This is a genomic window from Eubacterium sp. AM05-23, from assembly GCF_003477535.1.
GTDB classification, from domain to species: Bacteria; Bacillota; Clostridia; order Eubacteriales; family Eubacteriaceae; genus Eubacterium; species Eubacterium maltosivorans.
In genome coordinates, this window is sequence record NZ_QUDF01000005.1 from 36636 (window position 1) to 63212 (window position 26577).

The 26577-nt window shown below is 46.8% G+C and carries 26 protein-coding genes; 23 read left to right on the top strand and 3 right to left on the bottom strand.

The annotated features are described in order from the left end of the window. Positions 1-155: 155 nt before the first annotated feature. Positions 156-839: a TetR/AcrR family transcriptional regulator gene (locus DW091_RS07745; protein WP_096919940.1), complete on the top strand. Its 684-nt coding sequence runs from the start codon at positions 156-158 to the stop codon at positions 837-839. Positions 840-873: 34 nt separating this feature from the next. Here DW091_RS07745 and DW091_RS07750 read toward each other — a convergent pair whose 3' ends face one another. After that, a complete protein-coding gene (locus DW091_RS07750) occupies positions 874-1626 on the bottom strand; it encodes a cyclase family protein (protein ID WP_118517875.1) in 753 nt (250 codons plus the stop codon). A gap of 151 nt (positions 1627-1777) precedes the next feature. On the opposite strand from DW091_RS07750, the gene DW091_RS07755 reads away from it, so the two are divergent. Then, a complete protein-coding gene (locus DW091_RS07755) occupies positions 1778-2164 on the top strand; it encodes a hypothetical protein (RefSeq protein ID WP_118517876.1) in 387 nt (128 codons plus the stop codon). 6 nt (positions 2165-2170) lie between these two features. Continuing rightward, positions 2171-2902, top strand: a complete 732-nt coding sequence (locus tag DW091_RS07760; RefSeq protein ID WP_074616939.1) for an adenosylcobinamide amidohydrolase — start codon at positions 2171-2173, stop codon at positions 2900-2902. Here DW091_RS07760 and DW091_RS07765 read toward each other — a convergent pair. Beyond that, entirely contained in the window at positions 2899-3591 is a 693-nt protein-coding gene (locus DW091_RS07765; RefSeq protein ID WP_074616938.1) for a DNA alkylation repair protein, read from the bottom strand. The genes DW091_RS07760 and DW091_RS07765 overlap by 4 nt on opposite strands. 215 nt (positions 3592-3806) lie before the next feature. Between DW091_RS07765 and dnaG the strand changes: the two genes are divergently transcribed. From dnaG to DW091_RS07820, 11 genes are all read left to right on the top strand, one after another. Then, positions 3807-5552, top strand: a complete 1746-nt coding sequence (dnaG, locus tag DW091_RS07770) for a DNA primase (protein ID WP_224168765.1) — start codon at positions 3807-3809, stop codon at positions 5550-5552. A gap of 67 nt (positions 5553-5619) precedes the next feature. Then, entirely contained in the window at positions 5620-6771 is a 1152-nt protein-coding gene (gene rpoD, locus DW091_RS07775) for an RNA polymerase sigma factor RpoD (protein ID WP_038352466.1), read from the top strand. 1 nt (position 6772) lies between these two features. Then, positions 6773-7468, top strand: a complete 696-nt coding sequence (locus DW091_RS07780) for a class I SAM-dependent methyltransferase (protein WP_058694711.1) — start codon at positions 6773-6775, stop codon at positions 7466-7468. Continuing rightward, entirely contained in the window at positions 7449-8567 is a 1119-nt protein-coding gene (locus DW091_RS07785; RefSeq protein WP_074616936.1) for a Nif3-like dinuclear metal center hexameric protein, read from the top strand. The genes DW091_RS07780 and DW091_RS07785 overlap by 20 nt, the downstream gene beginning before the upstream one ends. A 33-nt stretch (positions 8568-8600) precedes the next feature. Beyond that, the gene (gene galE / locus DW091_RS07790) at positions 8601-9593 is read left to right on the top strand and encodes a UDP-glucose 4-epimerase GalE (RefSeq protein ID WP_058694709.1); all 993 of its coding nucleotides are present in this window, start codon (positions 8601-8603) and stop codon (positions 9591-9593) included. Between the two features lie 148 nt (positions 9594-9741). Next, on the top strand, positions 9742-11526 hold the full coding sequence (gene iorA, locus DW091_RS07795; protein WP_074616935.1) for an indolepyruvate ferredoxin oxidoreductase subunit alpha: 1785 nt from the start codon (positions 9742-9744) through the stop codon (positions 11524-11526). A gap of 1 nt (position 11527) precedes the next feature. Further along, positions 11528-12103: an indolepyruvate oxidoreductase subunit beta gene (locus tag DW091_RS07800; RefSeq protein WP_118517878.1), complete on the top strand. Its 576-nt coding sequence runs from the start codon at positions 11528-11530 to the stop codon at positions 12101-12103. Between the two features lie 6 nt (positions 12104-12109). Beyond that, on the top strand, positions 12110-12388 hold the full coding sequence (locus tag DW091_RS07805) for a cysteine-rich small domain-containing protein (RefSeq protein ID WP_058694706.1): 279 nt from the start codon (positions 12110-12112) through the stop codon (positions 12386-12388). A 29-nt stretch (positions 12389-12417) separates the two neighbouring features. Then, on the top strand, positions 12418-13068 hold the full coding sequence (plsY, locus tag DW091_RS07810) for a glycerol-3-phosphate 1-O-acyltransferase PlsY (protein WP_118517879.1): 651 nt from the start codon (positions 12418-12420) through the stop codon (positions 13066-13068). A 21-nt stretch (positions 13069-13089) separates the two neighbouring features. Beyond that, complete coding sequence (locus DW091_RS07815; RefSeq protein WP_074616932.1) at positions 13090-13323, top strand: hypothetical protein; 234 nt, start codon at positions 13090-13092, stop codon at positions 13321-13323. A gap of 194 nt (positions 13324-13517) precedes the next feature. Next, positions 13518-16457, top strand: coding sequence for a vitamin B12-dependent ribonucleotide reductase (locus tag DW091_RS07820; protein WP_058694703.1), 2940 nt, complete (start codon positions 13518-13520; stop codon positions 16455-16457). 74 nt (positions 16458-16531) lie between these two features. Here the strand turns inward: DW091_RS07820 and DW091_RS07825 are convergent, their stop codons facing one another. Beyond that, positions 16532-16729 (bottom strand): CsbD family protein, encoded by a 198-nt coding sequence (locus tag DW091_RS07825; RefSeq protein WP_058694702.1) that lies wholly within the window; start codon positions 16727-16729, stop codon positions 16532-16534. Between the two features lie 293 nt (positions 16730-17022). Between DW091_RS07825 and proB the strand changes: the two genes are divergently transcribed. The 9 genes from proB (at position 17023) to pgsA (ending at position 26553) form a co-directional block, all read left to right on the top strand. Beyond that, positions 17023-17859 carry a glutamate 5-kinase gene (gene proB / locus DW091_RS07830; protein ID WP_118517880.1) on the top strand — a complete coding sequence of 279 codons (837 nt, stop codon included), beginning with the start codon at positions 17023-17025 and terminating at the stop codon, positions 17857-17859. Continuing rightward, complete coding sequence (locus DW091_RS07835) at positions 17837-17992, top strand: hypothetical protein (RefSeq protein ID WP_013380364.1); 156 nt, start codon at positions 17837-17839, stop codon at positions 17990-17992. The genes proB and DW091_RS07835 overlap by 23 nt, the downstream gene beginning before the upstream one ends. A gap of 48 nt (positions 17993-18040) precedes the next feature. Then, positions 18041-19186 carry a glycosyltransferase gene (locus tag DW091_RS07840; RefSeq protein ID WP_058694700.1) on the top strand — a complete coding sequence of 382 codons (1146 nt, stop codon included), beginning with the start codon at positions 18041-18043 and terminating at the stop codon, positions 19184-19186. Positions 19187-19316: 130 nt separating this feature from the next. Further along, positions 19317-19583: a 30S ribosomal protein S15 gene (gene rpsO / locus DW091_RS07845; protein WP_013380366.1), complete on the top strand. Its 267-nt coding sequence runs from the start codon at positions 19317-19319 to the stop codon at positions 19581-19583. 119 nt (positions 19584-19702) lie between these two features. Further along, positions 19703-21781 carry a polyribonucleotide nucleotidyltransferase gene (locus DW091_RS07850; RefSeq protein WP_058694699.1) on the top strand — a complete coding sequence of 693 codons (2079 nt, stop codon included), beginning with the start codon at positions 19703-19705 and terminating at the stop codon, positions 21779-21781. Between the two features lie 10 nt (positions 21782-21791). After that, on the top strand, positions 21792-22241 hold the full coding sequence (gene dut / locus DW091_RS07855) for a dUTP diphosphatase (protein ID WP_058694698.1): 450 nt from the start codon (positions 21792-21794) through the stop codon (positions 22239-22241). A 59-nt stretch (positions 22242-22300) separates the two neighbouring features. Continuing rightward, positions 22301-24676, top strand: a complete 2376-nt coding sequence (locus DW091_RS07860; RefSeq protein ID WP_118517881.1) for a DNA translocase FtsK — start codon at positions 22301-22303, stop codon at positions 24674-24676. Between the two features lie 4 nt (positions 24677-24680). Continuing rightward, positions 24681-26021, top strand: a complete 1341-nt coding sequence (gene rimO / locus DW091_RS07865; RefSeq protein WP_118517882.1) for a 30S ribosomal protein S12 methylthiotransferase RimO — start codon at positions 24681-24683, stop codon at positions 26019-26021. Then, positions 26008-26553, top strand: a complete 546-nt coding sequence (gene pgsA / locus DW091_RS07870; RefSeq protein WP_013380371.1) for a CDP-diacylglycerol--glycerol-3-phosphate 3-phosphatidyltransferase — start codon at positions 26008-26010, stop codon at positions 26551-26553. Before rimO ends, pgsA begins: the two co-directional genes overlap by 14 nt. The last annotated feature ends 24 nt before the right edge of the window (positions 26554-26577 follow it).

Below are 26577 nucleotides of genomic sequence, written 5' to 3' on the forward strand. Positions count from 1 at the left end.
CTGTACGCGTTCAGTTTTTTATAAAATAATAATAACATGATTTTTTACTAAAGTCAATGTTTTTGAACGCGTCCAGTTGTTTGAATAAAGGCTTGATTAAGGATAAAAAATATGTTTAAATTAAATCACAAAGACACCGAAGGAGGTTGCCGGGAATGAAGGGGAAGAAAAGCAAACAGAAAATATACGAAACAGCCAAACGGCTGTTTTTGGAGGAGGGCTATCTCATTGGCAACCGCCGCATTGCCACAGAGGCTAACGTCAGCCTTGGTCTGATCGCCTATCACTTTAGCAGCAAGCGCAATATCGCCATCGCCATCCTGAAGGAGGATTATACCATTTTGTCAGCCCATCTCAAAAATTATTTAACGCCAGATCAGGATATTCTGCTTTATGTTCTCTGCTTTACCAACATGACGCTGAGAATCCGTGAACAGGACTATAAGATGGCGCGGTTTACCACTGAGATCATGAAAGATGATATTCTGGAGGCCTCGATTTATGATGGAAATCAGAAACATGAGTATGCAGCGCTGATGGAACTGATAGATGAAGAGATTTCTTATGAAAAGAAACTTAAGCTGGCGCTCGGAACGATTTTTGGTGTTCAGAGAGCTTTGCAGTGGAATATTAATGATGGCATGGACCTGAGCTATCAGGATTATTTTGAATATATGGTAAAGACCTACAGCTTTGCTCTGGATTTAAACTATGGGAAGCAGAAAATCAAAGAGATTGTGAAAAAATCCAACGCCATTGTCGATAAGGTGTTCAGGGATTACAGTCATTTGCTGGACACCTCGAAGTATCTGTATGGTCAGGTGGAGATCGAAGAGTAAAAGAGATACGCCGAAACGGCGTATCTCGGATGAGTCAGGCTTCACAGAGGGCAAAGCATCTTGCCGGGAAGCCAGAAGCATTCTTTGCCTTAGGAAAGGTGCAGAAGATGATCGCTCCGGCTGGCGGAACCTTGTCAAGGTTTGCCATAACCTCAATCTGAATGCGGTTCTGTCTTAAAATATAGGTTTCGCTTTCCATGGGCTTATCCTCTTCAAGGGCTGGCGGGGCAGTATCAAAGGCTTCGTGGCCAATGGCGCCGACGTTTCGTTCTTCGACGAGGAATTTAATGGCTTCGAGGCTCCAGCCCGGATAGTGAACATTTCCCTTTTCGTCAAATTCCATGCAGTCTTTTTCATCGGGCCAGCGTTTACACCAGTCCGAGCGCATGGCGACAAAGGCGCCGTCCGGGATTGGGCCATAGCTTTCTTCAAAGGCTTTGATATCCGCGATGCTCAGCGCATAGTCGGGATTGGCCGCGACCTGGTTGTGCACATCGATGACACATAAGGGATAGGTGAACTCGGTCACCTCGATTTCATCCAGGGTCCTGCCTTCCGGGTAAAAATGAATGGGCGCGTCGACATGAGTGCCATACTGGCCGACAACCGTAAACTGCTGAGTCTGAAAGATGTCGCCGTTTTTGTAATCATAGATCAGCTTGGTGGTCATGGCCGGGAAACCCTGCCAATGCGGGCTGCCATCATCAAAAGCATGGGTCAGGTCTACCCATTTGTAGGACGGGGATTTTAATTCTGCAAGCAGAGACCATAATTTTGGTGTTGCCATTCTGAATCCTCCTTTAAAGCTTTAAAGCTTATTTTTCTTATATTTTATAATAGGATGTTGTATACGTCAACATTTAGAATTGTTCCCCGACTGCAATCTTTTGTGCTATAATAATCACAAAAAATCTTTTATGAAAATCAGGACAGAACCAATGCTACAAAAAATGACAAAAACAGGGAAAATCTTTTTCTTTATCAGCTTGATAAGTGTTCTTTACGCTGCTTTTTTAGTTTATGCTAAAATGACAGGAGTGGTCATCAAGGACTATGGCGACTGGTTGTTTCTATATTATACGATTCAGGTCATTGTGCTGGTGGTACCTATCGGTCTCCATGTTTTTCAGGGATGGATGAACGAGGAAGACCTCAGGGCCGTCACAACCGCTGCTTTTGCCAATGTTATGATCTATTCGGTTATCAGCATCTGCTTTGGGCTTTTTTATACATATGTGGTGGATATGGCTGCGATGCTGGCAGATATTTTAAATGGCGTCTTTCTGGTATGCGTTATTTTCTGGTACCGGCAGATGATGGGGTAAAGGATCGTGAAAATAAAAGAATATCAGCTGGCAACCGGTGATACGGCGCGTCTTGACCGCCGGTCTGCTATTATCAGCCTTGAGAATGAGCGGCGGATCCTCAGCACATCCCTTTTAAACGGTGGTATTCGCAGCGACCTAAAATATGTTTTTAATTATGACGAGCTGGAAAATAAAACCAGACAGTGTGAAATGCTGGCGCCCACCCACGAGGAGCATTTAAAGATTGTGGCGGCAGATATTTTAAAATTACCGACGGGACAGACGACCGGGCTGACCACAGCAGCCCAGATCTGCAATGCGGCGTTCTGCGAGGCCGCTTACGACACGCTGGCGGTGTCAGCGCTGGTGACAGCGGGTGTTTCGGGCAATGCTCTGCGGGCAGGCGACCGGGCGACGCTTGATCAGAAGGAAGGCCGGCCGTTTGTGCTCGGCGGCACCATCAATGTGATCCTGGCAATCGATGCCAATTTACCGGATGGCGCCATGCTTCAGGCTTTTATGACCTGTACCGAAGCCAAGACAGCCGCTCTTGAGCGTCTGGGCTGCAAAAGCGTAATTTCGCAAGGCGGAGCGACCGGCACCGGTACCGACGGTGTTGTCATCATTGCGCGGCCAGGCTCAGAGCTGCGCATGACTGACGCTGGGAAGCATTTTAAGCTCGGAGAGATGATTGGCCAAACAGTTGAAACGGCAGTGCGGAAAGCCCTGTATTTGCAGGAAGGGCGGACGAGTTAGTTTCTTTTTTTCATCAGTCTTATCCGCGCCTTTTCTTCTGGTGAGACCTGTCTGGATTCAATGATTTTCTGCAGTGTTTTATTATAAGTAAAGGTATCTAGCGCGGTCTCGCCCAAAAGGTATGACAGGGTAATATCCGGAAAGCGGACATAACACATGGATAACGCCCAGGCTACTGCCATTTTCACATAGTAGTCCTCATGGCGGACTGCGTCCAGAAGCTCGATGGTTTGGTGAATATGGGCTTCATCAATATAATAAAACAGAAGCATCACAATGCCAAAGCGGAGAGTAAAGGCGTCTGAGGATTTAAGCTTGGATAAAACAAAGCCCCAGAATAGCTCAGGGTAGGCTCTAGCATGCTTTAAACCACTGCAGAAACTGTCGCATACAGACCAGTTGTCGATTTTGGGGATAAAAGTATTAATGGATGCTATGATGGTATCCAGTCCGGCTTTTTCAGGGTCCAGATAACCGATCACCATTCCTTTGAGCATTTTTTCTTCAAAATAATCTTCAGGTCCCTGAGACAGAAAAAGCGGATAATCTTCTTTCACAATACGTTTCGCAATCTTTCTGAGTATAGGAAGTCGGACTCCTATCAATTCGCAATGATCAGGCAGCAATTTTTGCTGAAATCTGCGATAATCATTTTCTGCAAGTAAAAACAGTTCTTCACGTATGGTCATGTCAGCCTCCTTTAGTGTTTATATTATAGCATAAATATGGCAAAACGGACTGGAATAAAAAACGGTTGAATCTTAAAAAACTTAAGAAAAGCGTCTGCATTTTTACGTTTTAAAAAAAGTTGTTCTTTTTTAAAGGATATTAACATAAAAAAAAGAATAATATTAAAGTACCCTTTGGTACAAATATCAGATATTACAGGGAAAGTGGTGAGAAGATGGCGCCTCGTTATAGTGAAGAGGTTATTAACCAGGTGCTGCAGGCCAACGATATTATCGACGTTGTATCAGAGTATGTGACACTGAAAAAAGCCGGAAGCTCCTATAAGGGCAAGTGTCCTTTTCATAACGAAAAGACGGCTTCTTTTACAGTGTCGCCGGATAAGCAGCTGTATCACTGCTTTGGCTGCGGCGTAGGAGGAAATGTTATTGGCTTTGTCATGGCCATTGAAAATCTTCCTTTTGTGGATGCGCTGAAGTTTTTAGCCAGACGGGCGCATATTATTCTGCCGGAGAACGGCAGCAGTGCCGAGGATAATGAACGATACCGGAAAAAAGAACGCCTTTATGAACTGCACCGTGAGCTGGCCAACTATTACTATCTTTGTCTTAAAAAAAACCGAAATGCACAGTACTATCTGGCAGGCCGCAAGATCACACCGGAAACCATCAGGGCTTACGGCCTGGGACTGGCGCCGGATGGCTGGCAGAACGCTCTGGGGTTCCTGCGTCAAAGGGGGTATACTGATCAGGAGATGCTGGATTCCGGACTGGTGATGCGCAGTGAAAATGGGCGTATGTACGATCGTTTCAGGAACCGCATCATGTTTCCGATTCTGAACGCTACAGGCCGGATTATTGGCTTTGGCGGCAGGCGGATCAGCGAGGAGGATCACGGGCCAAAGTATTTAAACTCACCGGAAACCATGATTTTTTCAAAGGGAACCGAGCTTTTTAATATGAATCATGCCAAAAGCAATATTGTCGGTGGGCAGATGCTCATCGTCGAGGGCTATATGGATGTGATCTCACTTTATCAGCATGGCGTACGCAACACAGTAGCCGCTCTCGGCACAGCCTTTACCGCTTATCACGCAGCCCTTTTGGGGCGCTATGTGGGGGAGGTAGTGCTCAGCTTCGACGGTGACGCCGCTGGAGAAAGCGCTACGCAAAAAGCCATTACGATCTTGAAAAATACACCGTTGAATGTTAAAATATTAAGGTTACCCATTGAGGATGACCCGGACACTTATATTCAGAAGCACGGCAGAGAAGCCTTTGAGAAAAAAGTGACTGAGGCCATCACCATTGTCGAGTATGAGATCGGCCTTCTGAGGAATAAATTTGATCTCAGTCAAACCGACGGCCGGATTAAATACATTAATCAGGCCATCGCAGTGCTGAGACAGCTCTCCGATGAGGTTCAGATCGATCTTTACAGCAAGCGTCTTGCCAGAGAAACCGGAATTGACCTCAAGGTTATAAGACGGGAGGTATACCGCAAAAAGCCTATGGATCTGACGGAAGAGGATGTTGGCGAAAAGATTGACTACTGGCAGAAAATGCCAAAAGCCTATGAGGAGGCCCAGATTCTTTTTCTCAGAAAGGGAATGATGGAGCCAGAGGTTTTTAAATCCGGGAGACTGAGGGCAGAGCACTTTAGCCCGGGGTTTTTCAGAGAGCTTTATGTGCTTATTACAGGGCTGCTGGAAAAGGGTGAGCATCTGTCACCGGCAGCGCTTATGAACCATTTTGAGGATGCGGAACAGGTAAAGCCAGTATCTGCTATTTTGATGGATGATACTCCTGTCGAAAGCACAAAACTGGAGGAATGTATCAAAACCATCATGCATTTTTACCGTTTGACCGAAATCGAGCGGATAAAACAGGAAATCAGTAAAGCGAGCGAGGAAGAAGCCGCTGTTTTAATGAATAAAATGATTACATTGAAAAAAGAAATGTAACAAGTTATGATCGAAAGTCAGGAGGATATAAATGGCTGAAGCAAAGAAGAAAAAAGTGAAACCAGATATGGAGGAATTGCTCGACGAGGTTGATGCAATCGCCGACCTAGAGGCAATGCCGGAAGTTCAGACACTGATCAAGCGCGGTAAGGAAAAAGGCTCCTTAAACAACGCCGATTTTGAGGAAGTGCTTGAAAAGACCGATCTGGACCCGGAAGAGATTGATTCCATCTATCTGCTTTTACAGAAGGAAGGCATTGATTTAACCTTCCAGGATATGGATATTGAGACCGATGATATTGATCTTGATATCGACATCGACGTGGCAGAGCTGGAAGAAATTGAGATTGAGGAGGATCCCGTCAAGGATATAGACCTGGGGGACAGCGTCAGTGTCAATGATCCAGTGCGCTTGTATTTAAAGGAAATCGGCAAGGTGCCGCTCCTGACCGCGGAGCAGGAAATGGGCATCGCCAAGCGTATGGAAGCAGGCGATGACGAAGCCAAGAAAGAGCTGGCTGAGGCCAACCTGCGTCTGGTTGTCAGCATTGCCAAACGCTATGTGGGCCGTGGGATGTCCTTTCTGGATCTCATTCAGGAGGGAAATCTCGGCCTGATCAAGGCGGTGGAAAAATTCGATTATACCAAGGGCTTTAAGTTCAGTACCTATGCGACCTGGTGGATTCGTCAGGCCATTACCCGCGCCATCGCGGACCAGGCCAGAACCATTCGTATTCCTGTGCATATGGTTGAGACCATTAACAAGCTCATCCGTGTGTCCAGGCAGCTGCTCCAGGAGCTTGGGCGTGAACCTACGCCGGCAGAAATCGGTAAAGAAATGGGCTTCTCGGAAGAAAAGGTCCGCGAAATCCAGAAAATCGCGCAGGATCCTGTATCCCTCGAGACACCCATTGGTGAGGAAGAGGACAGCCATCTGGGCGATTTCATCGAGGATGATAATGCCCCGGCACCTTCGGAAGCAGCGTCCTATGCGCTTTTGAAGGAACAGCTCATGGAAGTGCTCAACACCTTGACTGAGCGTGAAGAAAAAGTACTGCGCCTGCGTTTTGGACTGGATGACGGACGTGCCCGCACACTGGAAGAAGTCGGCAAGGAGTTCAACGTTACCAGAGAGCGTATCCGCCAGATTGAAGCCAAGGCACTCAGAAAACTGAGACACCCGAGCAGAAGTAAAAAATTAAAGGATTATTTGACCTAAAATGATGACACCACGTTTGCAGGTGATTGCAGATAATGTATTGAAAAATGAAAGCATGGCAGATATCGGTACAGACCACGGATATCTGCCTGTTTATCTAATGGAACAGGGCTTTATACCGCGCGCTGTCGCGGCAGATATTAATGAAAAGCCCTTGAAAAAAGCAGAGCAGCTTGTGGCCCGGTCGGGCTATGAAAAGCAGATTGAAACGCGTTTGGGCTCAGGTCTTTCCGTATTAATCCCCGGAGAAGCTGGAACCATTGTCATGGCGGGGATGGGCGGTTACCTGATAAGGGATCTGCTGACCGAATCCCTTGAGGTGGCGGTCTCGGCAAAACGTTTGGTGCTCCAGCCCATGAATAATGCTTTTATTGTCAGGCATTTTCTGGAGGATAACGGCTTCGTGATTGTAAATGAGGATCTTGCAAAGGAAGAACGCAGAGTCTATGAAATTATCGTTGCTGAAAAGGGTGAAATGTCCATTGAAAACGATCTGGATTATCTGATTGGCTATGAGGCAAAAAGGCGTAAGCATCCGCTTCTGCCGGAGCTGATCGACCGTAAGCTGGAGCTTGAAAATAAAATAATCCAGAACACGGAAAACAAGCATACAAAAATGGCCAGAGAACAGTATAAAAAAAGCACAGCCATTGCGGCTGCGCTGATGGAGGTGAAAAATGGCTGTAAAATGCAGTGAAATAACAAAAGTGATCGAAGCTGTGGCTCCGAGAAGCCTTGCGGAGTCATGGGACAACGTCGGCCTTCAGATCGGCTCTTTCCAGAAAAGAGTGAAAAAAATACTGCTGACATTGGATGTGACCGAGGCTGTCGTGCGGGAAGCAGTCATGGAAAATGCGGATATGATTATTGCGCACCACCCCTTTATCTTTAACGGCATCAAATCCATTTGTACCGATGAGCTGAAGGGAAAGATTGTGGCTGAGCTGATCCGCAATGACATCAGCCTGTATGTAGCGCACACTAATCTGGACAAGGCAGAGCTTGGCCTTAACGATTATATCGCGAAAACACTCGGCATTGAACAGCGCCAGCCGCTGGACCCTTCCGATGAGGATAAGCTCTATAAGATCGTGGTTTATGTGCCGGTGGATTACACCGATAAAATTGTTGAAGTGATGGGAGACAGCGGCGCCGGCTTTATCGGTAATTACAGCCACTGTACCTACCGTACTGTGGGCCAGGGAACCTTTAAGCCGCTCGAGGGGTCTTCGCCCTTCATCGGTGAGGAGGGTGAGGTGGCAACCGTTAAAGAAGACCGGGTAGAAACCATCATTGACGGTAAGATGATGAAAACCCTCATTCAAAAGCTTAAAAAAGTCCATCCCTATGAGGAGATGGCCTATGATTTATATCCTCTTGAAAACGGCGTGCTTTTAAACCAGAATGGCCTTGGAAAAATCGGCGTCTTAAAAGAGACCATGACGCCGGAAGCCTTTATTGAGTATGTAAAAAAAGTGCTGAGCCTTTCCCACGTGAGGGCAGCAGGTAATGAGCCGGCAAAAGTCAGAAAGGTGGCTTTGTGCACAGGCAGCGGAGCAGAGTTTATCGGACTGGCAAAGGTTAAAAAGGCAGATGTGTACATTACCGGAGATTTGAAATATCATGATGCCCAGCGGGCGGCCGAAAATAACCTGTGGGTCATTGACGCCGGTCATTTCGGAACGGAAAAAATGGTCGTGGGTCTGCTTGAGAACCTGCTCCGGGAAAAGGTGGACGATCCGGAGATCGAGTATGTCCGGTCAAATTACAATGAAGATTTCATGCGCTACTATTAAGCAGAGTTGACAGAGTATTAAGGAGACAGAGAGATGAAAGTTTTAGTTTGCGGCGGGGCCGGCTATATCGGGTCCCATGTAGTCAGGGCACTTTTAGACAAGGATTATGAGGTGGTGGTGCTGGATAATTTATCCACGGGGCACCGCCAGTCCGTCCCGCAGGGCGCAGTGCTGGAGGTCGGCGATATTCGCGATGCAGCCTGTCTTGAAAGACTGTTTTTACGTCATGAGGTTGACTGCGTTATGCATTTCTGTGCAAACTCACTGGTGGGTGAAAGCATGGAAAAGCCCATTGAGTATTATGATAATAATGTTTACGGGACGCTGTGCCTGCTGCGTTCCATGGTCAACAATGATATTAAGCATTTTATTTTCTCATCGACCGCGGCAACCTACGGCGAGCCTGAGCGTCTGCCCATTGATGAGGATACGCCTAAGCACCCTACCAACACCTATGGCGAAACAAAGCTGGCGGTTGAAAAAATGCTGCATTGGATGGAGGTTGCCTACGGACTTCATTACAAGGTGTTCCGCTATTTCAATGCTTCCGGTGCACACCCGAGCGGAGAGATTGGCGAGGACCACGCGCCCGAAACCCATCTGATCCCATTGATTTTAAAAACAGCACAGGGCATCCGTGATAAGATTTATGTCTTTGGCGATGATTATGATACCCCTGACGGAAGCTGTATCCGCGATTATATCCATGTAATGGACATCGCGGAAGCCCACATTCTGGGTATGGAGGATCTGGTTAAATCTGAAACCAGCGATGTTTATAATCTAGGCAACGGCAATGGTTTTTCAGTTTTGGAAGTGATTGAAAAGGTTAAGACTGTTACCGGAAAAGATTTTCAGGTTGAAATCACAGACCGCCGGGCAGGCGATCCGGGAGTCTTAATTGCCAGTTCAGAAAAAGCCCAGAAAGCACTGGGCTGGTCACCGGCAAACTCATCACTCGAGTATATCATCGAAACCGCCTGGAAATGGCATCAGGGGCATCCTGACGGCTATGGCCTCGTTTAATGTGCCTTATAAAAAACATGAAACAGAGATTGATTCTTTGAATTCGTGTATGGTTTAGTGTATAATTATAAAAATAAGTTATGAAACAGTAAAATTTTATTCTGTCACAAGGACGGGCGGTTCCCGCCCTTACAGGAGAGGAGAGAATATGAAGAAATTATTAACAGGTAATGAAGCCATTGCCCGTGGTGCCTGGGAAGCCGGCGTTAAGTTCGCCACCGCCTATCCGGGAACACCAAGTACAGAAATCCTTGAAAATGTAGCGACCTATGATGGCATTGTTTCCGAATGGGCGCCAAATGAAAAAGTAGCGGTTGAAGCGGCTGCTGGTGCTTCAATTGCCGGTATCCGTACACTTGCTGCAATGAAACATGTTGGGGTAAACGTTGCGGCTGACCCGATTTTTACTTTTGCCTATCTTGGCGTTAACGGGGGCTCTGTTATCGTAACAGCCGACGAACCAGGCATGCACTCATCTCAGAATGAGCAGGATAATCGAAACTACGCGCGCCATGCAAAAATGCCGATGTTTGAGCCGTCTGACAGCCAGGAAGCTAAGGATATGCTTAAGGACGCCTATGAAGTAAGTGAAACCTATGACTGCCCAGTGCTTTACCGCATGACTACCCGTGTCTGTCATTCAAAATCCATTGTCGAATGTGAGGACCGTGTGGAAGTGGACGATAAAGAATATGTAAAAGATATTATGAAAAACTGTCCGCTGCCGGCTCATGCCCGCGTTATGCAGGTTAAGCTTGCCAAAAATTTTGAAAAGCTGGCAGAATATACCGAAACCTCTAAATGGAATTATATCGAAGATAATCAGAAGGAAATTGGCGTTATCGCGTCTGGCGTGGCTTTCCGTTATGCCAAGGAAGTTTTTGGCGATACGGCCTCTTATCTGAAACTGGGATTTTCTTATCCACTTCCCAAGAAGCTGATTGCTGAATTTGCAGGCAAAGTTAAAAAGATCTATGTTCTTGAAGAAAATGATCCGATTCTTGAAACCGAAATTAAAGCCATGGGCATTGACGTTATTGGAAAAGATGTGTTCCCAACCATGGGCGAGCTGACACCGGAACGCATCCGTGAAGCCCTCTATGGTAAAAGCGAAGTGACCCTTGCGCCCGATCCTGAAAAAATTGTCGGCCGTCCGCCGGCATTCTGCGCAGGCTGTCCGCACCGCGGTATTTTCTACGAGCTGGGCCGCCGTAAAAATATTATGATTTTCAGTGATATCGGATGCTATTCCCTGGGCTTAACACCGCCCTACAACGCTACAGACGCGATGATCTGCATGGGTGCCAGCATCAGCGGGGGACACGGTGTGGCAAAGGCCATGGATATTAAGAATAACGATATGAAAGTCGTTTCTGTCATCGGCGATTCAACTTTCTTCCACTCTGGAATGACCAGTCTTATGGATGTTACCTATAATAAGAGCAATGTTCTGACTGTTATCTTGGACAATCGCATTACCGGCATGACCGGCCATCAGGAAAACCCGGGCAGCGGCTTTGACTTAAAGGGCGAACCGGCGCCGATTATGGATATCGAAACCATTGTCCGCGCACTTGGCGTTAAAAATGTCCGTACGGTTGATCCAAACAATCTGGAAGAAACCGACGCGGCGCTTGACTGGGGTTTGTCAAATGATGAAGCCTCTGTCATTATCACGCGCTGGCCATGTGCGCTCAAGCGTTTCTCTCAGGCCGATAAGGAAGAGTTCCCAGAAGCCTTTAAGCGCCACTGCAAGGTCGATACCGATCTCTGTATCGGCTGTAAGAAATGCCTGAAATCCGGCTGTCCTGCTTTAGCCTTTAACTCTACCGTACCGAAAAAATCCGGTATTCTGGAAGAATCCTGTCTGGGCTGTGAGGTTTGCCTGCAGATCTGCCCGAAACATGCCATTTATGTAGAGGAGGAAAAGTAGAATGAAAACAAAAAATATATTATTGGTTGGTGTTGGCGGCCAGGGAACCATCACAGCGGCAAAACTGCTGACCACGGGTCTTATGGAAGCCGGCTATGACGTAAAGATGAGTGAAATCCATGGTATGAGCCAGCGTGGCGGCTCCGTTTCATCTCAGGTCCGCTATGGGGATGACGTCCAGTCACCGGTTATCGAGATGGGAACAGCGGACATCATTGTTGCTTTTGAAAAAATGGAAGCACTGCGTTATATTGACTTCTTAAAGGAAGACGGAAAGATTATTGTCAACGATGCAGAGATATGGCCGCTGCCGGTCGTTATCGGCAAAGCGACTTATCCGGAAAAAATTCTGGAAACATTGCAGGAAAAGGCCGATGTCCGCGTGATGAATGCCTCCGCCATGGCGGAGGAGATGGGGAATCTCAAGGTTATGAATGTAATTCTGCTTGGGGCCATCATCAAATCTATGGGACTTCAGGATATTAACTGGGATGAAATTATCCGAAATAATGTAAAACCAAAATTTGTTGATCTGAATATCAAAGCGATGGCTGTCGGAATGGACGCCGTTAACTAAAAGGCTATGTGTAAAAAAGAATTTGAAACAGAAAACTTCAAATTTTTCCAAAACAGGGATTGTGAATATTTTCCCTGCCATAAAATGGAAAATCTAGACGAGTTTAACTGTTTGTTTTGTTACTGTCCTTTATATGCGCTGGGAAGGGACTGCGGCGGTGGTTTTGAATACACGGAAAAGGGTATAAAGAACTGTACAAATTGCCTTGTTCCCCATAAAAAAGAGAACTATGACCGGATCATCGAAAAACTCCTGATTCTTATCGAGCGCGTTAGAGAGCAGTAGCTCAGGATTATGTGTGAGGAGAGTTTAGTATGAGTATACTTATTGGCTTGATTTTGGTTGTGGCGGCTTATTTTATCGGTAATCTTGATTTTGCCTATATTATGGTGCGCGCTGTAAAGGGTGAGGATGTCCGTAATTACGGAAGCGGTAACGCCGGAACGACAAATGTACTCCGGACGATGGGCCTGAAATACGCTATTCCTGTTTTTATTTTGGATGCGCTTAAGGGCTCTGTCGTGATTCTTGCAGCCAGACTGCTTGGCTTCAGTGAAGCCTGGGTAGCGGCTGCGGGAATTGCAGTGGTCTGCGGTCATAACTGGCCGGTCTGCCTTGGCTTTAGAGGCGGAAAGGGTACAGCCACTTCCATCGGCGTTTTTATCGTCTTTGACTGGCCGATTGCCTTGATCTGTATTGCCGTTGGACTGATCTTCCTGGCCATTTTCAGAATGATGTCGCTGACTTCCATTATTGGGATGGTATCCCTTCCGATTGCAGTTCTTATTAAAAGTATTTTTATTACACATGGGGCTGTTTTTACACCCGAGCTGTTTTTTGCCTTGTTTCTCTGCTGCTCAACAGTGTTCCAGCACCGCACCAACATCAAGCGGATTATGGCTGGCACCGAGAGCAAGGTAGGGCAGAAGGTTAAAATGGGTGGAGATGATAAGAAAGGCAACTAAACTTTGAAAGGAGACATGAAGATGTCGAATGATAAAAAAGTCGTTGTTGCTGGACAGGAAAAAGACATCCGCGAAGCAGAGCCTGAGGTCAGACGTCAATCCCTGACAGATGATGTAATGGAATCTGTATCGGTGGAGGAAACCCATGAGGCTGGTACCTTTGAAAAAGATGTTATCGGAACTGAAGAAGCGGCGACCAACGCCGCTGTAGATTTAGACGTTTTAGAAGAACAGGAAGAAAACCGGGAAGCCTGATTCTGACTGGTGTTTTAAAGAGACTCTCAAAGCAGAGAGTCTCTTTTTACTGTTTCTGTTTTCTTTTTACAAGAAAGTTGATGTGGATTACAAGAATTTATTCCACGTATTATACCAGATATATGTTATAATAGAAATCGGCGCAGCACATCTTGTGTACGCCTTTACAAACCGATTTTATAAGGAGTTTAAGATTGAAAGAGCTGAAAGATCTATTTAAAAGACATTTTACGAAAGAACTGGAAGGCAGTAATAAGACTGTCTACGATCTTTTCGAGTGGCAGAATGTTGACGTCAATTTAACAAATTATCAGACGGGCGCGACCATTTTGTCCATGGAAGATCTTGAATTTCCAGTTGATTATTCGCAAAATGCCTGTAATATTATAGCCAGCAAGTATTTCAGACGACGGGGAATCCCAAACGGTCTGGGCTATGAACACAGCATGCGTGAAGTTGCCGACCGCATGGTTGGCTTCTGGGCAGATGCTTTGAAAGAAGAAGGCATCATCGAGACCGCTGAAGAGTGGCAGATTTTTTACGACGAGATGGTTTACGCTCTGTTGAAACAGATGTGGGCGCCAAATTCACCGCAGTGGTTCAATACTGGCCTGGCCAGAAGCTATGGCATCAAAGGTGACAAGGACGACCTTTATTACTACGACGAGGCGGCCGGTGAGGTTAAAGAATCAGATGACCGCTATACCCGGACTCAGTCAAGCGCCTGCTTTATATTGTCCATCGAGGACAAGCTGCTCGGCCATCACTCCATTTCTGAGCATTATGTCAGTGAGACAAAGCTGTTTAAAGGCGGTTCCGGTGTTGGCACAAACTTTTCATCGCTTCGCGGCGTGAATGAAAAGCTATCGAGCGGCGGGCAGTCCTCAGGAATGATGAGCTTCCTGCAAGGGCTTGACCGTAACGCAGGCGCCATTAAATCCGGCGGCACCACAAGACGTGCGGCTAAAATGGTCATTGTAGATGTGGACCATCCCGAAATTGAAGAATTTGTGGACTGGAAGGTCAGGGAAGAGGATAAAGTCCGCGCTCTTGGAAAGATGGGCTATGATACCTCCATGGACGGTGAGGCATACCGCACCGTTGCAGGGCAGAACTCAAATAACTCCGTCCGTTTAAATAAAGAATTCATGGATGCTGTCATCAATCTTGAGCACGAACCGGATCACAAAATGACTTTGAAGGGACGCGTAGACGACGCAGTTAACCGTGAAGTATCCGTCAAGGAGCTGTGGCAGAAAATCAACACAGCTTCCTGGGCCTGCGCCGATCCTGGACTTCAGTTCGACGATCTGTTTAACGCCTGGCATACCTGTCCCGGCGGTGAAGATGGCGATACCTCCAAAAAAGAAAACCGGATCAACGCGACAAACCCATGCTCAGAGTATGCTTTCTTAAATGATACAGCCTGTAACCTGGCATCCATCAATATTTTCCGCTTCTTTGACCCGGAAACCAACAAAATTGATATTGAACGGTTTTCACATTTAGCAGGACTGATCCAGCTGGTGCTGGAGGCTTCGATCTATTGGGGACAGTTCCCAACAGAAGATGTTGCCAGAAAAAGCTACCTGTTCCGCACCACTGGTCTGGGCCTTGCCAATGCTGCGTCATTGATTCTGGCGCTGGGCTATCCTTATGATTCCGATGAAGCCCGAAACCTGATCGCAGCTTTATGCGGCATTATGACAGGACATTCCTACTATGTTTCAGCCATGATGGCCGGAAAGGTCGGGCCTTTTGCGAAATATGAGATCAACAGTCCTTATATGAAGCGCGTTATCCGCAACCACAGCCGTGTCGCGGGCTATCTGACCGATGACTATGAGGAAATGACTTATGAACCGCTTAAAATCAATCATGAACTTTTAGAAGAAATGGGTTTCCTGAATATCAGCAGCCGTATCAAAGACGCGTGGAAGGATGCCATTGACTATGGTGAGCTGAGTGGCTACCGCAATGCGCAGGTTAGCGTTATCGCGCCGACCGGTACCATTTCCTTTGCCATGGACTGCGGCGCCACCTCTGTCGAACCCTTCTACAACCATGTGGTATTCAAAAAACTGGTAGGCGGCGGCTCCATGGAAATCGTGAATCCAGTGATGGAGATTGCCCTTAAAAATCTGGGTTACAAGCCAAAGGAAATTTCCGATATACTTGGTTACATGCTGGATAAGGATGAAAAAGGCTATCTGCGCCACGACAGTCTGTCCGGCGCGCCGCATATCAAGCCAGAGCATATTCCGGTTTTTGACACAGCCAATACCATCCGCCCAGAGGGCCATGTGCTCATGGTTTCGGCCATTACGCCGATGATCAGTGGTTCGGTTTCAAAGACTGTGAACCTGCCGTCAGACGCGGAGATAGAGGATGTTAAGAAAATTCATCTTCTGGCATACACTACCGGCGCCAAAGCCATTGCCGTTTACCGTGATGGCTGTAAGGCATCACAGCCTCTAAGCTCCGGTAAGCAGGAGGAAGGCGAAAAGCATCTGGAGGATTGTTCTTATAAGGAGCTTCTTGAATTTGCAAGAGACTGTAATCAGGGGGTTCCCAACCGGCGTAAACCAGACGGTATGCGTATGAGTCGTACCCATGCGGCTAAAATCGGCGATATTGAGCTTTATATCACCATCGGTTTTTATGATGATGGTAAAATTGCAGAAATTTTTGTATCCACCGATAAGGATGGTACAGTGGTTAAGGGACTGCTGGCTTCATTGTCCAAGTCCATCTCCAATATGCTTCAGTACAATATTCCGCCGGAAAAAATATCCATCATGCTGAGGGGCCAGAAGTACGAGCCGTCAGGCTTTGTCCAGAGGCATCCGTATATTAAATACGCATCCTCTATTTCTGACCTGATCTCCAAGGTCATTGATATTGAATGCGGTGATTATTCCAAATGCCAGGTGAAGCCGAAAGCTCCCCTCGCAAAGGTAGACGCCAGCACGGCAGCTCCGACACCGGAAACTATGCCGCTTCAGATGGAAATGGAAATTGAGGGTGAAAAACTCTATGGGGAAGTGTGCAGCCAGTGCGGCAGTGACCGCATGGTCCGCAATGGTACCTGTAAGGTTTGTATGGACTGCGGCACCACCACGGGCTGCAGCTGATTAAGCTAAAAATCAGAAAAATAAATAAACCGGGATATTCAGCTTGGAATATCCCGGTTTTTTATGTGAATGTTTTATTTATTCATACGATCCTTTACATCATCTGCAACATCTTTCGCTTTTTCTTTTACGTCATTTGCTTTTTCTTTGATTTTTCCGGCTGCCTTGTCCATCATGCCTTCGGCCTGTAAGCCCTTATCGCCTGTTGCACCGCCGACTCGGTCTTTTACTTCGCCTTTTGCCTGATCGGTAAATCCTGTATCTTTGCTCATAATAAAGCCTCCTTAATAAGAATTGTTAGTTCTTATATACCCCCAGACAGGTGAAGAAAACAATCGTCTTTCTATTCCTAAGGAAAGCTTTAGTTTTGAAAAAGAAAAAGCAGAGAATAAACAGAAGGTATACCCAGCGCGTCAGGATAAAACAAACTTGCAAAATTAAGTTAAGTTTGATATGATAATATTTCAGAATAGTCACCAGACCGACGGCGATAGTCTTTAATCAAAAATGGACAGACTAAGCTGCCTGAGTGGAAGACAACAGTAGACAAATGGAGGCGCATTAAATGCGACAGACAATTAAGGAAGCAGAGACCATTGTCATCAAAATGGGCACCACCTCAGTAACCCATGCCAATGGTACCCTCAATTTAAAAAAGCTTGACCAGCTTGCAAGGGTTTTGACTGATCTTGAAAACAGTGGGAGAAAGATGGTTTTGGTATCTTCGGGTGCCATCGGCTGTGGCATGAACCGTTTGGGTTTAAAGGAACGGCCGAAGACACTGGAGGCCAAGCAGGCCACCGCTTCGGTGGGGCAGGGGCTTTTGATGGAGATTTATCATAAGTTTTTTGATGAATACCACCAGAATGTGGGTCAGATTCTGCTGACCAAGGATGTATTCAAGCATTCCATTAAAAGAAGCAATGCCATCAATACCTTCAAGGCACTGAAAAATCGCAGCATTATCCCGATCGTCAATGAAAATGACTGTATCGCGACGGATGAAATTCAGGAGGAGTGCTTTGGGGATAATGATATCCTGTCTGCCATGACTGCCGATATTGTGGACGCTGACCTTTTGATTATTCTCTCGGATGTGGATGGTCTGTACGATTCAAATCCCAATGAAAATGAGGATGCCATACTCCTCCAGACCGTTGAGACGATTGATTCCGATATTTTAAGCAGCGCGGGATGTTCCACCTCCGGCCTTGGAACAGGCGGTATGGTGACCAAAATCGGGGCGGCTAAATACGCAACCGACCGGGGAATAAACACCATCATCGCATCCGGTGAGGATGTTAAAGTGATTTATGATATTTTAGAAGGCAATGAAATAGGAACATTTTTTATTAAACAGGATTTACAGGAGGTCCAAGATGTTAAAAAAAGTAATGATTAGTTTGTCTGCAGTAGCAGCTGGTATGCTGACCGTATTAGGCGCTTTTTATGTAGCGGAAAAACGCCGTGAAAAAGCAGTCGGCGGTAAATTAATGAAGGTGCAGTACCGTTTTACCAAGGATTTTGACGATTAAAAGCGGACAATATATAAAATAAAACAGACGAAAAATTTGGAGGGGTCAATGTCTAAGATCTTTATTTTTACAGCATCCACCGGTGCGGGACACAACCTGGCGGCAAAATCCATTGCCCAGGCTTTATCCGAATATGGTTTTGAGGTAGACGTTTATGATGCCTTCAAGGAAAGCAGCGCCGTTTTAGACAAAATCGTAACAAAGGGCTACAAGCAGCTGGTTGAAAATGTGCCAAAGCTTTATGAGCAGATTTATAACCAGTTCAACCACATGACGCCTTTTCAGCAGAATATTTTTAAGATGATGACAAAGGTTATGAATCCAGAAATTGTTCCCATGATTCATAAGGAACAGCCACATCTGCTGATTTCAACCCATCCCTTTGTCACCAATATTTTAGGAACCTTAAAAGAGCACGGAGCCTTTGACCTGCCAGTGCTCTCTTTTGTGACCGATTATAAAATCCACAGCGTATACCTGCACAAAAAAATCAACGCCTATGTGGTGGGCAGTGAGTACACAAAGGAAACCATGATTGAAAAAGGGGTAAACCCGGATATTATCTATCCTTTCGGCATTCCCATAAGACAGGAGTTTGTGGAGGATACCCGAAAGAAAGCTGAGATCGAAGATCCAACGATCCGCGGTACAATCCTGCTTATGGCGGGCAGCATGGGTACCAGACAGATGGAAAAAGCCTTTGTTGCGCTGATGAAGGCTCAGGAAAAAATTAAGATTATTGTGGTCTGTGGCAACAATAAAAAGGTCGAGCGCTCCATTGAGTTTTTAAACAAGGTCTATGAGACAGAGGATAAGGTTGTGGAAATTCATGGCTTTGTCGATAATATACCCGAGCTCATGGACGAGGCCGACGCTATTATCTCCAAGCCAGGCGGCCTGACAAGCACAGAGGCGATCGTCAAATGTATTCCGATGATCATCCCGTATTATTATCCGGGACAGGAGGAAGAAAACGCCGATTATTTGGTGGAAAGCGGCATGGCCATCAAGGTAGACAAGATCAAGGAGCTGACCTCCATGGTTGATTTTCTCATTGAGAATAAATATATTATTCAGCAGATGGCTGAAAATATGTCTGAGGAAGCCAGAAACCATTCGATGGAAAAAACCATCGAGCTCTGTAAAAAACTGATTTCAGAATATGAAGCGGGAGAAATAATCCCGGAACTCTGATAAAAAACTTTACACCGCCCTGCGGTTATGGTATCATTATTACGTTAAGCCCGTTCTCTTGGTTTTTCGAAACTCCAACGAAATACTGTGATTACGGAGTCTATTTATAATTTAAGGAGAATTGACACAAATGATTTCAAAAGAAGAAAAAGAACGCATTATTGCAGAGTACCAGACACACGAAGGTGACACTGGTTCTCCAGAAGTACAGATTGCTATTTTAACAGCAAGAATTAATGGTTTAAATGAACACTTTGCCGTTCATAAAAAAGACCATCACTCAAGAAGAGGTCTTCTGAAAATGGTCGGTCAGCGTAGAGGTTTATTAAACTATCTCAAAAAGAAAGATATCATGCGCTATCGTGAATTAATTCAGAGATTAGGCTTGAGAAAATAGTACTGTAAGGCGGAGTATTCCGCCTTTTTTCTTTGAATTTTCGAACATCTGTGCAGATGATTTTGAAATAAACGGAGTCCAGCCGCTTCGTAAATCGGCTGATATCATTGGAGGTATTAATGAGAATATTTGAAACAGAAATTGCCGGTCGTCCCTTTAAGGTGGAAATCGGCGAGGTTGCACAGCTTGCTAAGGGCTCTGCAATGATCCGCTATGGTGAAACAAGTGTGCTGGCCATAGCCGCTGCATCTAAAAAACCCCGTGAAGGTATGGATTTTTTTCCGCTGAGCGTGGATTATGAAGAAAAACAATACGCAGTTGGTAAAATACCAGGTGGCTTCTTAAAAAGAGAAGGCCGTCCTTCTGAAAAAGCAATTTTAAACTCACGTTTAATCGACCGTCCGATTCGTCCGCTGTTCCCCAAAGGGTTCCGCAATGACGTTCAGGTAGTTACTACGGTTATGTCTGTTGAACAGGATAACGCACCGGAAATCGCCGCGATGATCGGCGCATCCATTGCTCTCAGTATTTCAGACATTCCTTTTGACGGCCCTACTGGTTCTGTAGCGGTTGGACTGATCGATGGCGAGTTCATCCTGAACCCGACCGAAGCCCAGCGTGAAGTCAGCGATTTAAGCTTGACAGTCGCCGGTACCAAGGATGCCATTATGATGGTAGAAGCCGGCGCTAACGAAGTTTCTGAAGAAACCATGCTGGAAGCAATTTTATTCGCACATGAAGAAATCAAGAAAATTGTGGCTTTTCAGGAAGAGATTGTCGCAGCAGTGGGTGTGGAAAAGAAGGATTATACCCTTTACCTGCCAACAGACGAGCTGACCGCAGAGGTCGAAGCTTTTGTGGGCGGTAAAATGCATGAAGCGGTTCACACTGAGGATAAAACAGAACGTCTTGAAAATATCGACGCGGTTAAGACCGAGGTGGTTGAACACTTTGGCGAGCTTTATCCTGATCAGTTAAATGATATTGATACGATTTTAACCGCACTTCAGAAAAAAGAAGTCCGTAGCCTGATTCTGGTAGACCGCATCCGTCCGGACAACCGTAAAATGGATGAAGTCCGTCCAATCAGCGCGAAAATCGACTATATCCCGAGAGTGCATGGCTCCGGCCTGTTCACCAGAGGCGAAACACAGGTGCTTTCCATCGCGACTTTAGGCGTCCTGAGAGATGCCCAGGTGCTGGACGGCCTATCCAACGATACGGAAAAACGTTATATGCACCAGTATAACTTCCCAGGCTACAGTGTTGGCGAGGCAAGACCAATGAGAAGCCCAGGCCGCCGTGAAATCGGCCACGGCGCACTGGCAGAACGTGCGCTGCTGCCAATGATTCCGCCGGAAGAAGAATTCCCCTACGCCATCCGCGTGGTATCTGAGGTTTTAAGCTCTAACGGCTCTACTTCTCAGGCCAGCGTATGCGGCAGCAGCCTTGCCCTGATGGCAGCGGGTGTACCGCTCAAGAAGCCGGTCGCCGGTGTGGCAATGGGCCTGATCAAGGAAGAAGAAAAGCTGGCCATCTTAACGGATATCCAGGGCATGGAAGACTTCCTCGGAGACATGGACTTTAAGGTTGCCGGTACTAAAGACGGGATCACCGCTATTCAGATGGATATCAAGATCCACGGTATCGACAGAGAAATTTTAACCCAGGCGCTGGAACAGGCCCGCATTGGCCGTATGCACATTCTGGGCATCATGAACGAAGAAATTTCTGAACCGCGCGCAGAATTATCACCATATGCACCGCGTATTATGACGATGACCATTAACCCCGATAAGATCCGTGACGTTATCGGCTCGGGCGGAAAGGTCATCAATAAGATTATTGAGGAAACCGGCGTTAAGATTGATATTGAGGACGATGGTACCATCTATATCGCGTCTGAAGACGGTGTTGCAGCAGATAAGGCTAAAGCGATTATCGAAGATATTGTCAAGGAAGTGGAAGTCGGAGAGGTTTATACTGGCGAGGTCGTTCGTATCATGAACTTTGGCGCCTTTGTATCTTTGCCCGGCGGCAAGGACGGCCTGATCCATATTTCCAAACTTGCCAAGGAACGCGTGAAATCCGTAGAGGATGTCGTGAAGGTTGGTGACGTTGTAACCGTCAAGGTTGTTGAAATTGACGATAAGGGCCGCATCAATTTATCAAGAAAAGCGTGCTTACCTAAGGATTGAGTGTTATAATATGGAAAAGTGCAAGGTAAAAATATACAACGCATCCAAGTACCCGCTGCCGGAGTATCAGAGCTCCGGTGCTGCCGGGGTGGATTTATACGCGGATATAGACGAACCGATTGAGATTTTAAACCAGAATATTTACACCATTCCGACGGGAATTTATTTAGAACTGCCGGCGGGATACGAAGCTCAGATCCGGGCGCGTTCGGGTCTGGCCATGAAGCACGGCATTGCCTTGGTCAATGGGATTGGTACCATTGATTCAGACTACCGTGGTGAAATAAAGGTTATTTTAACAAATCTGAAGGCCTTTTCCCATACCATTCATCCCGGTGACCGCATCGCGCAAATGGTAATAAAATCCTATGTGACTGCTGATTTTGTAGAGGTCGACAGTGTAGAGGCTCTGACGGACACAGAACGCAGCGACGGTGGATTTGGACATTCCGGTATGTAGGAATACAAGGTACAGAGGATCTGTGCCTTTTTTTATTAAGTAAGTGAGGTGATAATAAGGTGGCAACAGCAAGCAAAAAGAAACCTGCCAAAAAGCGCGCGGGAAGCAGAGCCAAAAAGCAGCCTGGCATGAGCCCAATGGTCAAGCAGAGAATAACCGGTGCAGTGCTGGCCGTTCTCGGCCTCTATGTCGGCTATGCTTTTTTGACGGCAACGCCCGGAATTTTAGATAAAATTGTAGGGAAAGTTATCTTTACCTACATGTTTGGCAATACAACGATCATGATTGCCCTTTATATGATCGCCTGGGGAATCATGCTGTTTTTTAACAAGCACAGAGGAAATATACAGACGCTGGTCATGGTGTTTTTACTTCTGGTTAATCTGATGGTGGTCTTCAGCCTGAATATTCCGAGGCTTATGACCTACAGCGTGCTCGATCTTTTCAGCGTGGCCAGCTATGGCGGCTATGGAGGAATTATCGGGATACTGCTGTCCTACTTCCTTCAGATGCTTGTGACCAAGGTTGGTACCATTGTCTTTTTGATACTGGCGTCCATCGCCGAGGCCCTGCTGATCGTACGGGCAAATTTTAACGATTATTATCAGAAAATGAAGGAAAACAAATTCGGTGTTGCGCCTCTGAAGAATAAGGTCGGCGATCTGGTGGAAGAACGCAAGCTCTCAAAAGAACTGAGTGAAAAGAGCAAAAACGCCAAAAAGAGCAGGACAAAACAGGAAGAGCCGGCAAGTGACAGCTATGACGGCCTGTTCCAGCGCTCAGAGACTGGAAAGGTTTCGATTGACACAGAAATTCTTGATTTTATTGACGATGTCAATAAAGAGCTGGATGAATCAGACACCTTGGAGGATTCCAATGAGGCTCTGCCAGAGGAACAGCAGGAAAGGCTTTTGATACTTCCTGAAAAGAAGCAAAAACAGAATAAAATTGTGGATGAGCTTTTGGATTTATCCGACAACGGGGAGGACCCCATAAACCCTCAACTGGAGGCTGACGAGGTTTATCATTTTCCGGAAACGACTTTGTTAAATCCGCCAGCCTCCGGTTCCAAAAACAGAAAGGACGCAGTGGTTAAAAAGGCCAGAATTATCGAGGAAACCCTTTCTAATTTTGGTGTGCATGCCAAAATCGTCGGGGTAGACGTCGGCCCGAGTATTACCCGGTTTGAGCTTCAGCCCGAACCGGGAGTAAAGGTCAACAAGATTGTTAATTTGGCTGACGACCTGGCCTTAAATCTGGCGACCTCGGATATCCGTATCGAAGCGCCTATTCCAGGAAAAGCTGCGGTGGGCATTGAGGTGCCAAACGAGGAGAGCGTTATCGTCGGCCTGCGTGAGATCATTGAGACGCCGGCCTTTGAAGGCTTTAAAGGGCCCCTGCCTTTTGCACTTGGCAAGACCCTGTCCGGACAGAATATTATTGGGGACATCAGCAAAATGCCCCATGTGCTCATCGCCGGAGCCACAGGTTCTGGTAAGAGCGTGTGCATCAACAGTATTATCATCAGCCTTTTGTACAAGGCTTCACCTGAGGATTTGCGTTTTATCATGATTGACCCCAAAATGGTCGAGCTGAACCAGTATAACGCCATACCACACCTGCTGATTCCTGTGGTCACAGACCCTAAAAAGGCCTCCTATGCCCTGAACTGGGGAATTAAGGAAATGACGGATCGTTACCAGCTGTTTAAGGAAAACGGCGTGCGTGATATTGACGGTTATAACGAGCTGATGGCTGGCCAGGGCGGCGAAAAGCTGCCGCGTATTGTCATTGTGGTCGACGAGCTGGCCGACCTGATGATGACATCGCCGAAGGAATGTGAAAACGCGATCTGCCGTATTGCGCAGCTGGCCAGAGCCTGCGGGATTCATCTGATCATCGCGACCCAAAGACCCTCGGTAGATGTTATCACCGGGCTGATCAAGGCAAATATCCCATCCCGTATTGCCTTCTCGGTGGCGTCTAATACGGACTCCCGTACCATTCTTGATATGGCCGGGGCTGAAAAGCTGCTGGGCAAGGGGGATATGCTCTACTATCCCGTCGGAAAATCAAAACCGCTGCGCGTGCAGTGCACTTTTGTCTCTGACGCGGAGATCAACCGCGTAATCAACGCGGTCAAACCCAAAAAACAGCCAACCTACAATGATGAGATTGAAGAGGCCATTAACGAGCCCCAGGAAGAAGAGGAAGCCAAGGAGGATGACCTAGACCCGCTGTTTGACCAGGCAGTGGAGACGGCCTTTACCTATAATCAGGTATCGACCTCCATGCTCCAGCGTAAGCTGAAGGTTGGCTATGCCCGGGCTGGAAGGCTCATCGACTCCCTTGAGCAAAAGGGGATTATCTCAGGGCCAAACGGCAGTAAGCCGCGAACCCTGCTGATGACACAGGAAGAGTATTACAGGAGGTGACAGAGTGAAGAAGATACATATCACAACCCTGGGCTGTGATAAGAATACCGTAGACGCCCAGCAGATGCTGGGAATGCTCGCGGAAAATGGCTATACCATTGAGCCGGACCCGGCGCAGGCTGAAATCATCGTCGTCAATACCTGCTGCTTTATCCAGGCAGCCAAGGAGGAATCCATTGAGTATATCCTTGAATACGCCGGCTATAAGGAAAGCGGTCCGTGTGAGATTCTGGTGGTGGCGGGCTGTATGGCGGAACGCTATCATCAGGAGCTGGCTGAGGAAATGCCTGAGGTTGACGGCTTTCTAGGTGTGGGCCATATCGACAATATCATTGACCTGATTAAATCGGTTGAAAGCGGAAGGGGCGGTGAAACCCTCGCGGGTGATATCGACCGGCCTTACCTGGAAGAAATGCCCAGGTATATCGAGGACAATACGATCACAGCCTATCTGAAAATCAGTGAAGGCTGTGACCATCACTGCACTTATTGTGTGATTCCGAAAATCCGCGGAAGGCACCGCAGCCGTCAGCCAGAGGCCATTTACAGGGAAGCGGCTCACCTTGAGGAAAAGGGTGTCAGGGAGCTGATCATCATCGCTCAGGACATCACCCAGTACGGAAATGATCTGGATGAGGAGATCGATCTGGCCGGACTGCTGACGCGTCTGTCAGAGGATTTTTCTTTCCATTGGATACGCCTGCTCTATATGTATCCTGAGGGGATCACTGAGGCGCTTCTGGATGTGATTGCAGGCCATGAGAATATCTGTCATTATTTTGACATTCCAATCCAGCATACTGAGGATAAGATTTTAAAACGCATGGGGCGTCCGGTCAGCAAGAGCCATCTTTTTGAACAGGTTGGGCTGATCCGTAAAAAGCTGCCTGATGCGGTATTGAGGACGGCGATCATCACCGGTTTTCCCGGTGAGACAGAAGAAGACCATGAGGGTCTTCTGGCGTCATTGAGAGCGCTTAAGATCAACCGTCTGGGTGTATTTAAATATTCGCAGGAGGAAGGGACTCCCGCGGCAGCCTTCCCGAACCAGGTGGATGAAGCGGTTATGGAAAGACGGTGGAATGAAATATACGGACAGCAGGAGGAAATAACGGCTGAAGCCAATGAGGCCTTTGTTGGCAAAAGCCTGGACGTTTTAATAGAAGAAATGGAAGCGCCGGGAACTTATTCCGGCCGAACTTATGGTGATGCACCAGAAATTGATTGTATGGTTTTTGCCAATAGCGGGGAAGAGGTATTAGACATTGGCAATTTCTATAAAGTAAAAATAATCCAGACACTGGATTATGATTTGATAGGAGATGTAGAAAGTGAACTTACCTAACAAAATTACCATGGCCCGAATCATTATGATTCCATTCTTTATTATTGCCCTGCTGGTCAATTTTCCATTCCACGAGCCCATCGCAGTGGTGATCTTTATTGTCGCCTCTGCCTCTGACGCGGTGGACGGGCATCTTGCCAGAAGCCGGAATCTGATTACAGATTTCGGAAAATTTATGGACCCGCTGGCCGATAAGCTGCTGACCTGTTCAGCGTTTATCTGTCTGGTTGAGCTCCAGATGATTCCATCCTGGGTGGTGATCATCATTATTGCCCGCGAATTTGCCATTACAGGCCTCCGGACGCTGGCTGCCTCCGACGGCATCGTCATTGCCGCCAGCAAATGGGGTAAAGCCAAAACCATTTCTCAGATGATTGCCATCATCGCGTTGCTGCTGGTCAACTGGCCGGTTATGGCATTCCCCGCGCTGCTGTTGTTTGGTAACATCATGGTTTATGTTGCCCTTGCCCTGACCCTGATCTCAGGCATTGATTATTTCAGACTGAACAAGGGTGTTTTTAGAAGTATGTAGGTTTTTGAAAGTAAATAAATGAGA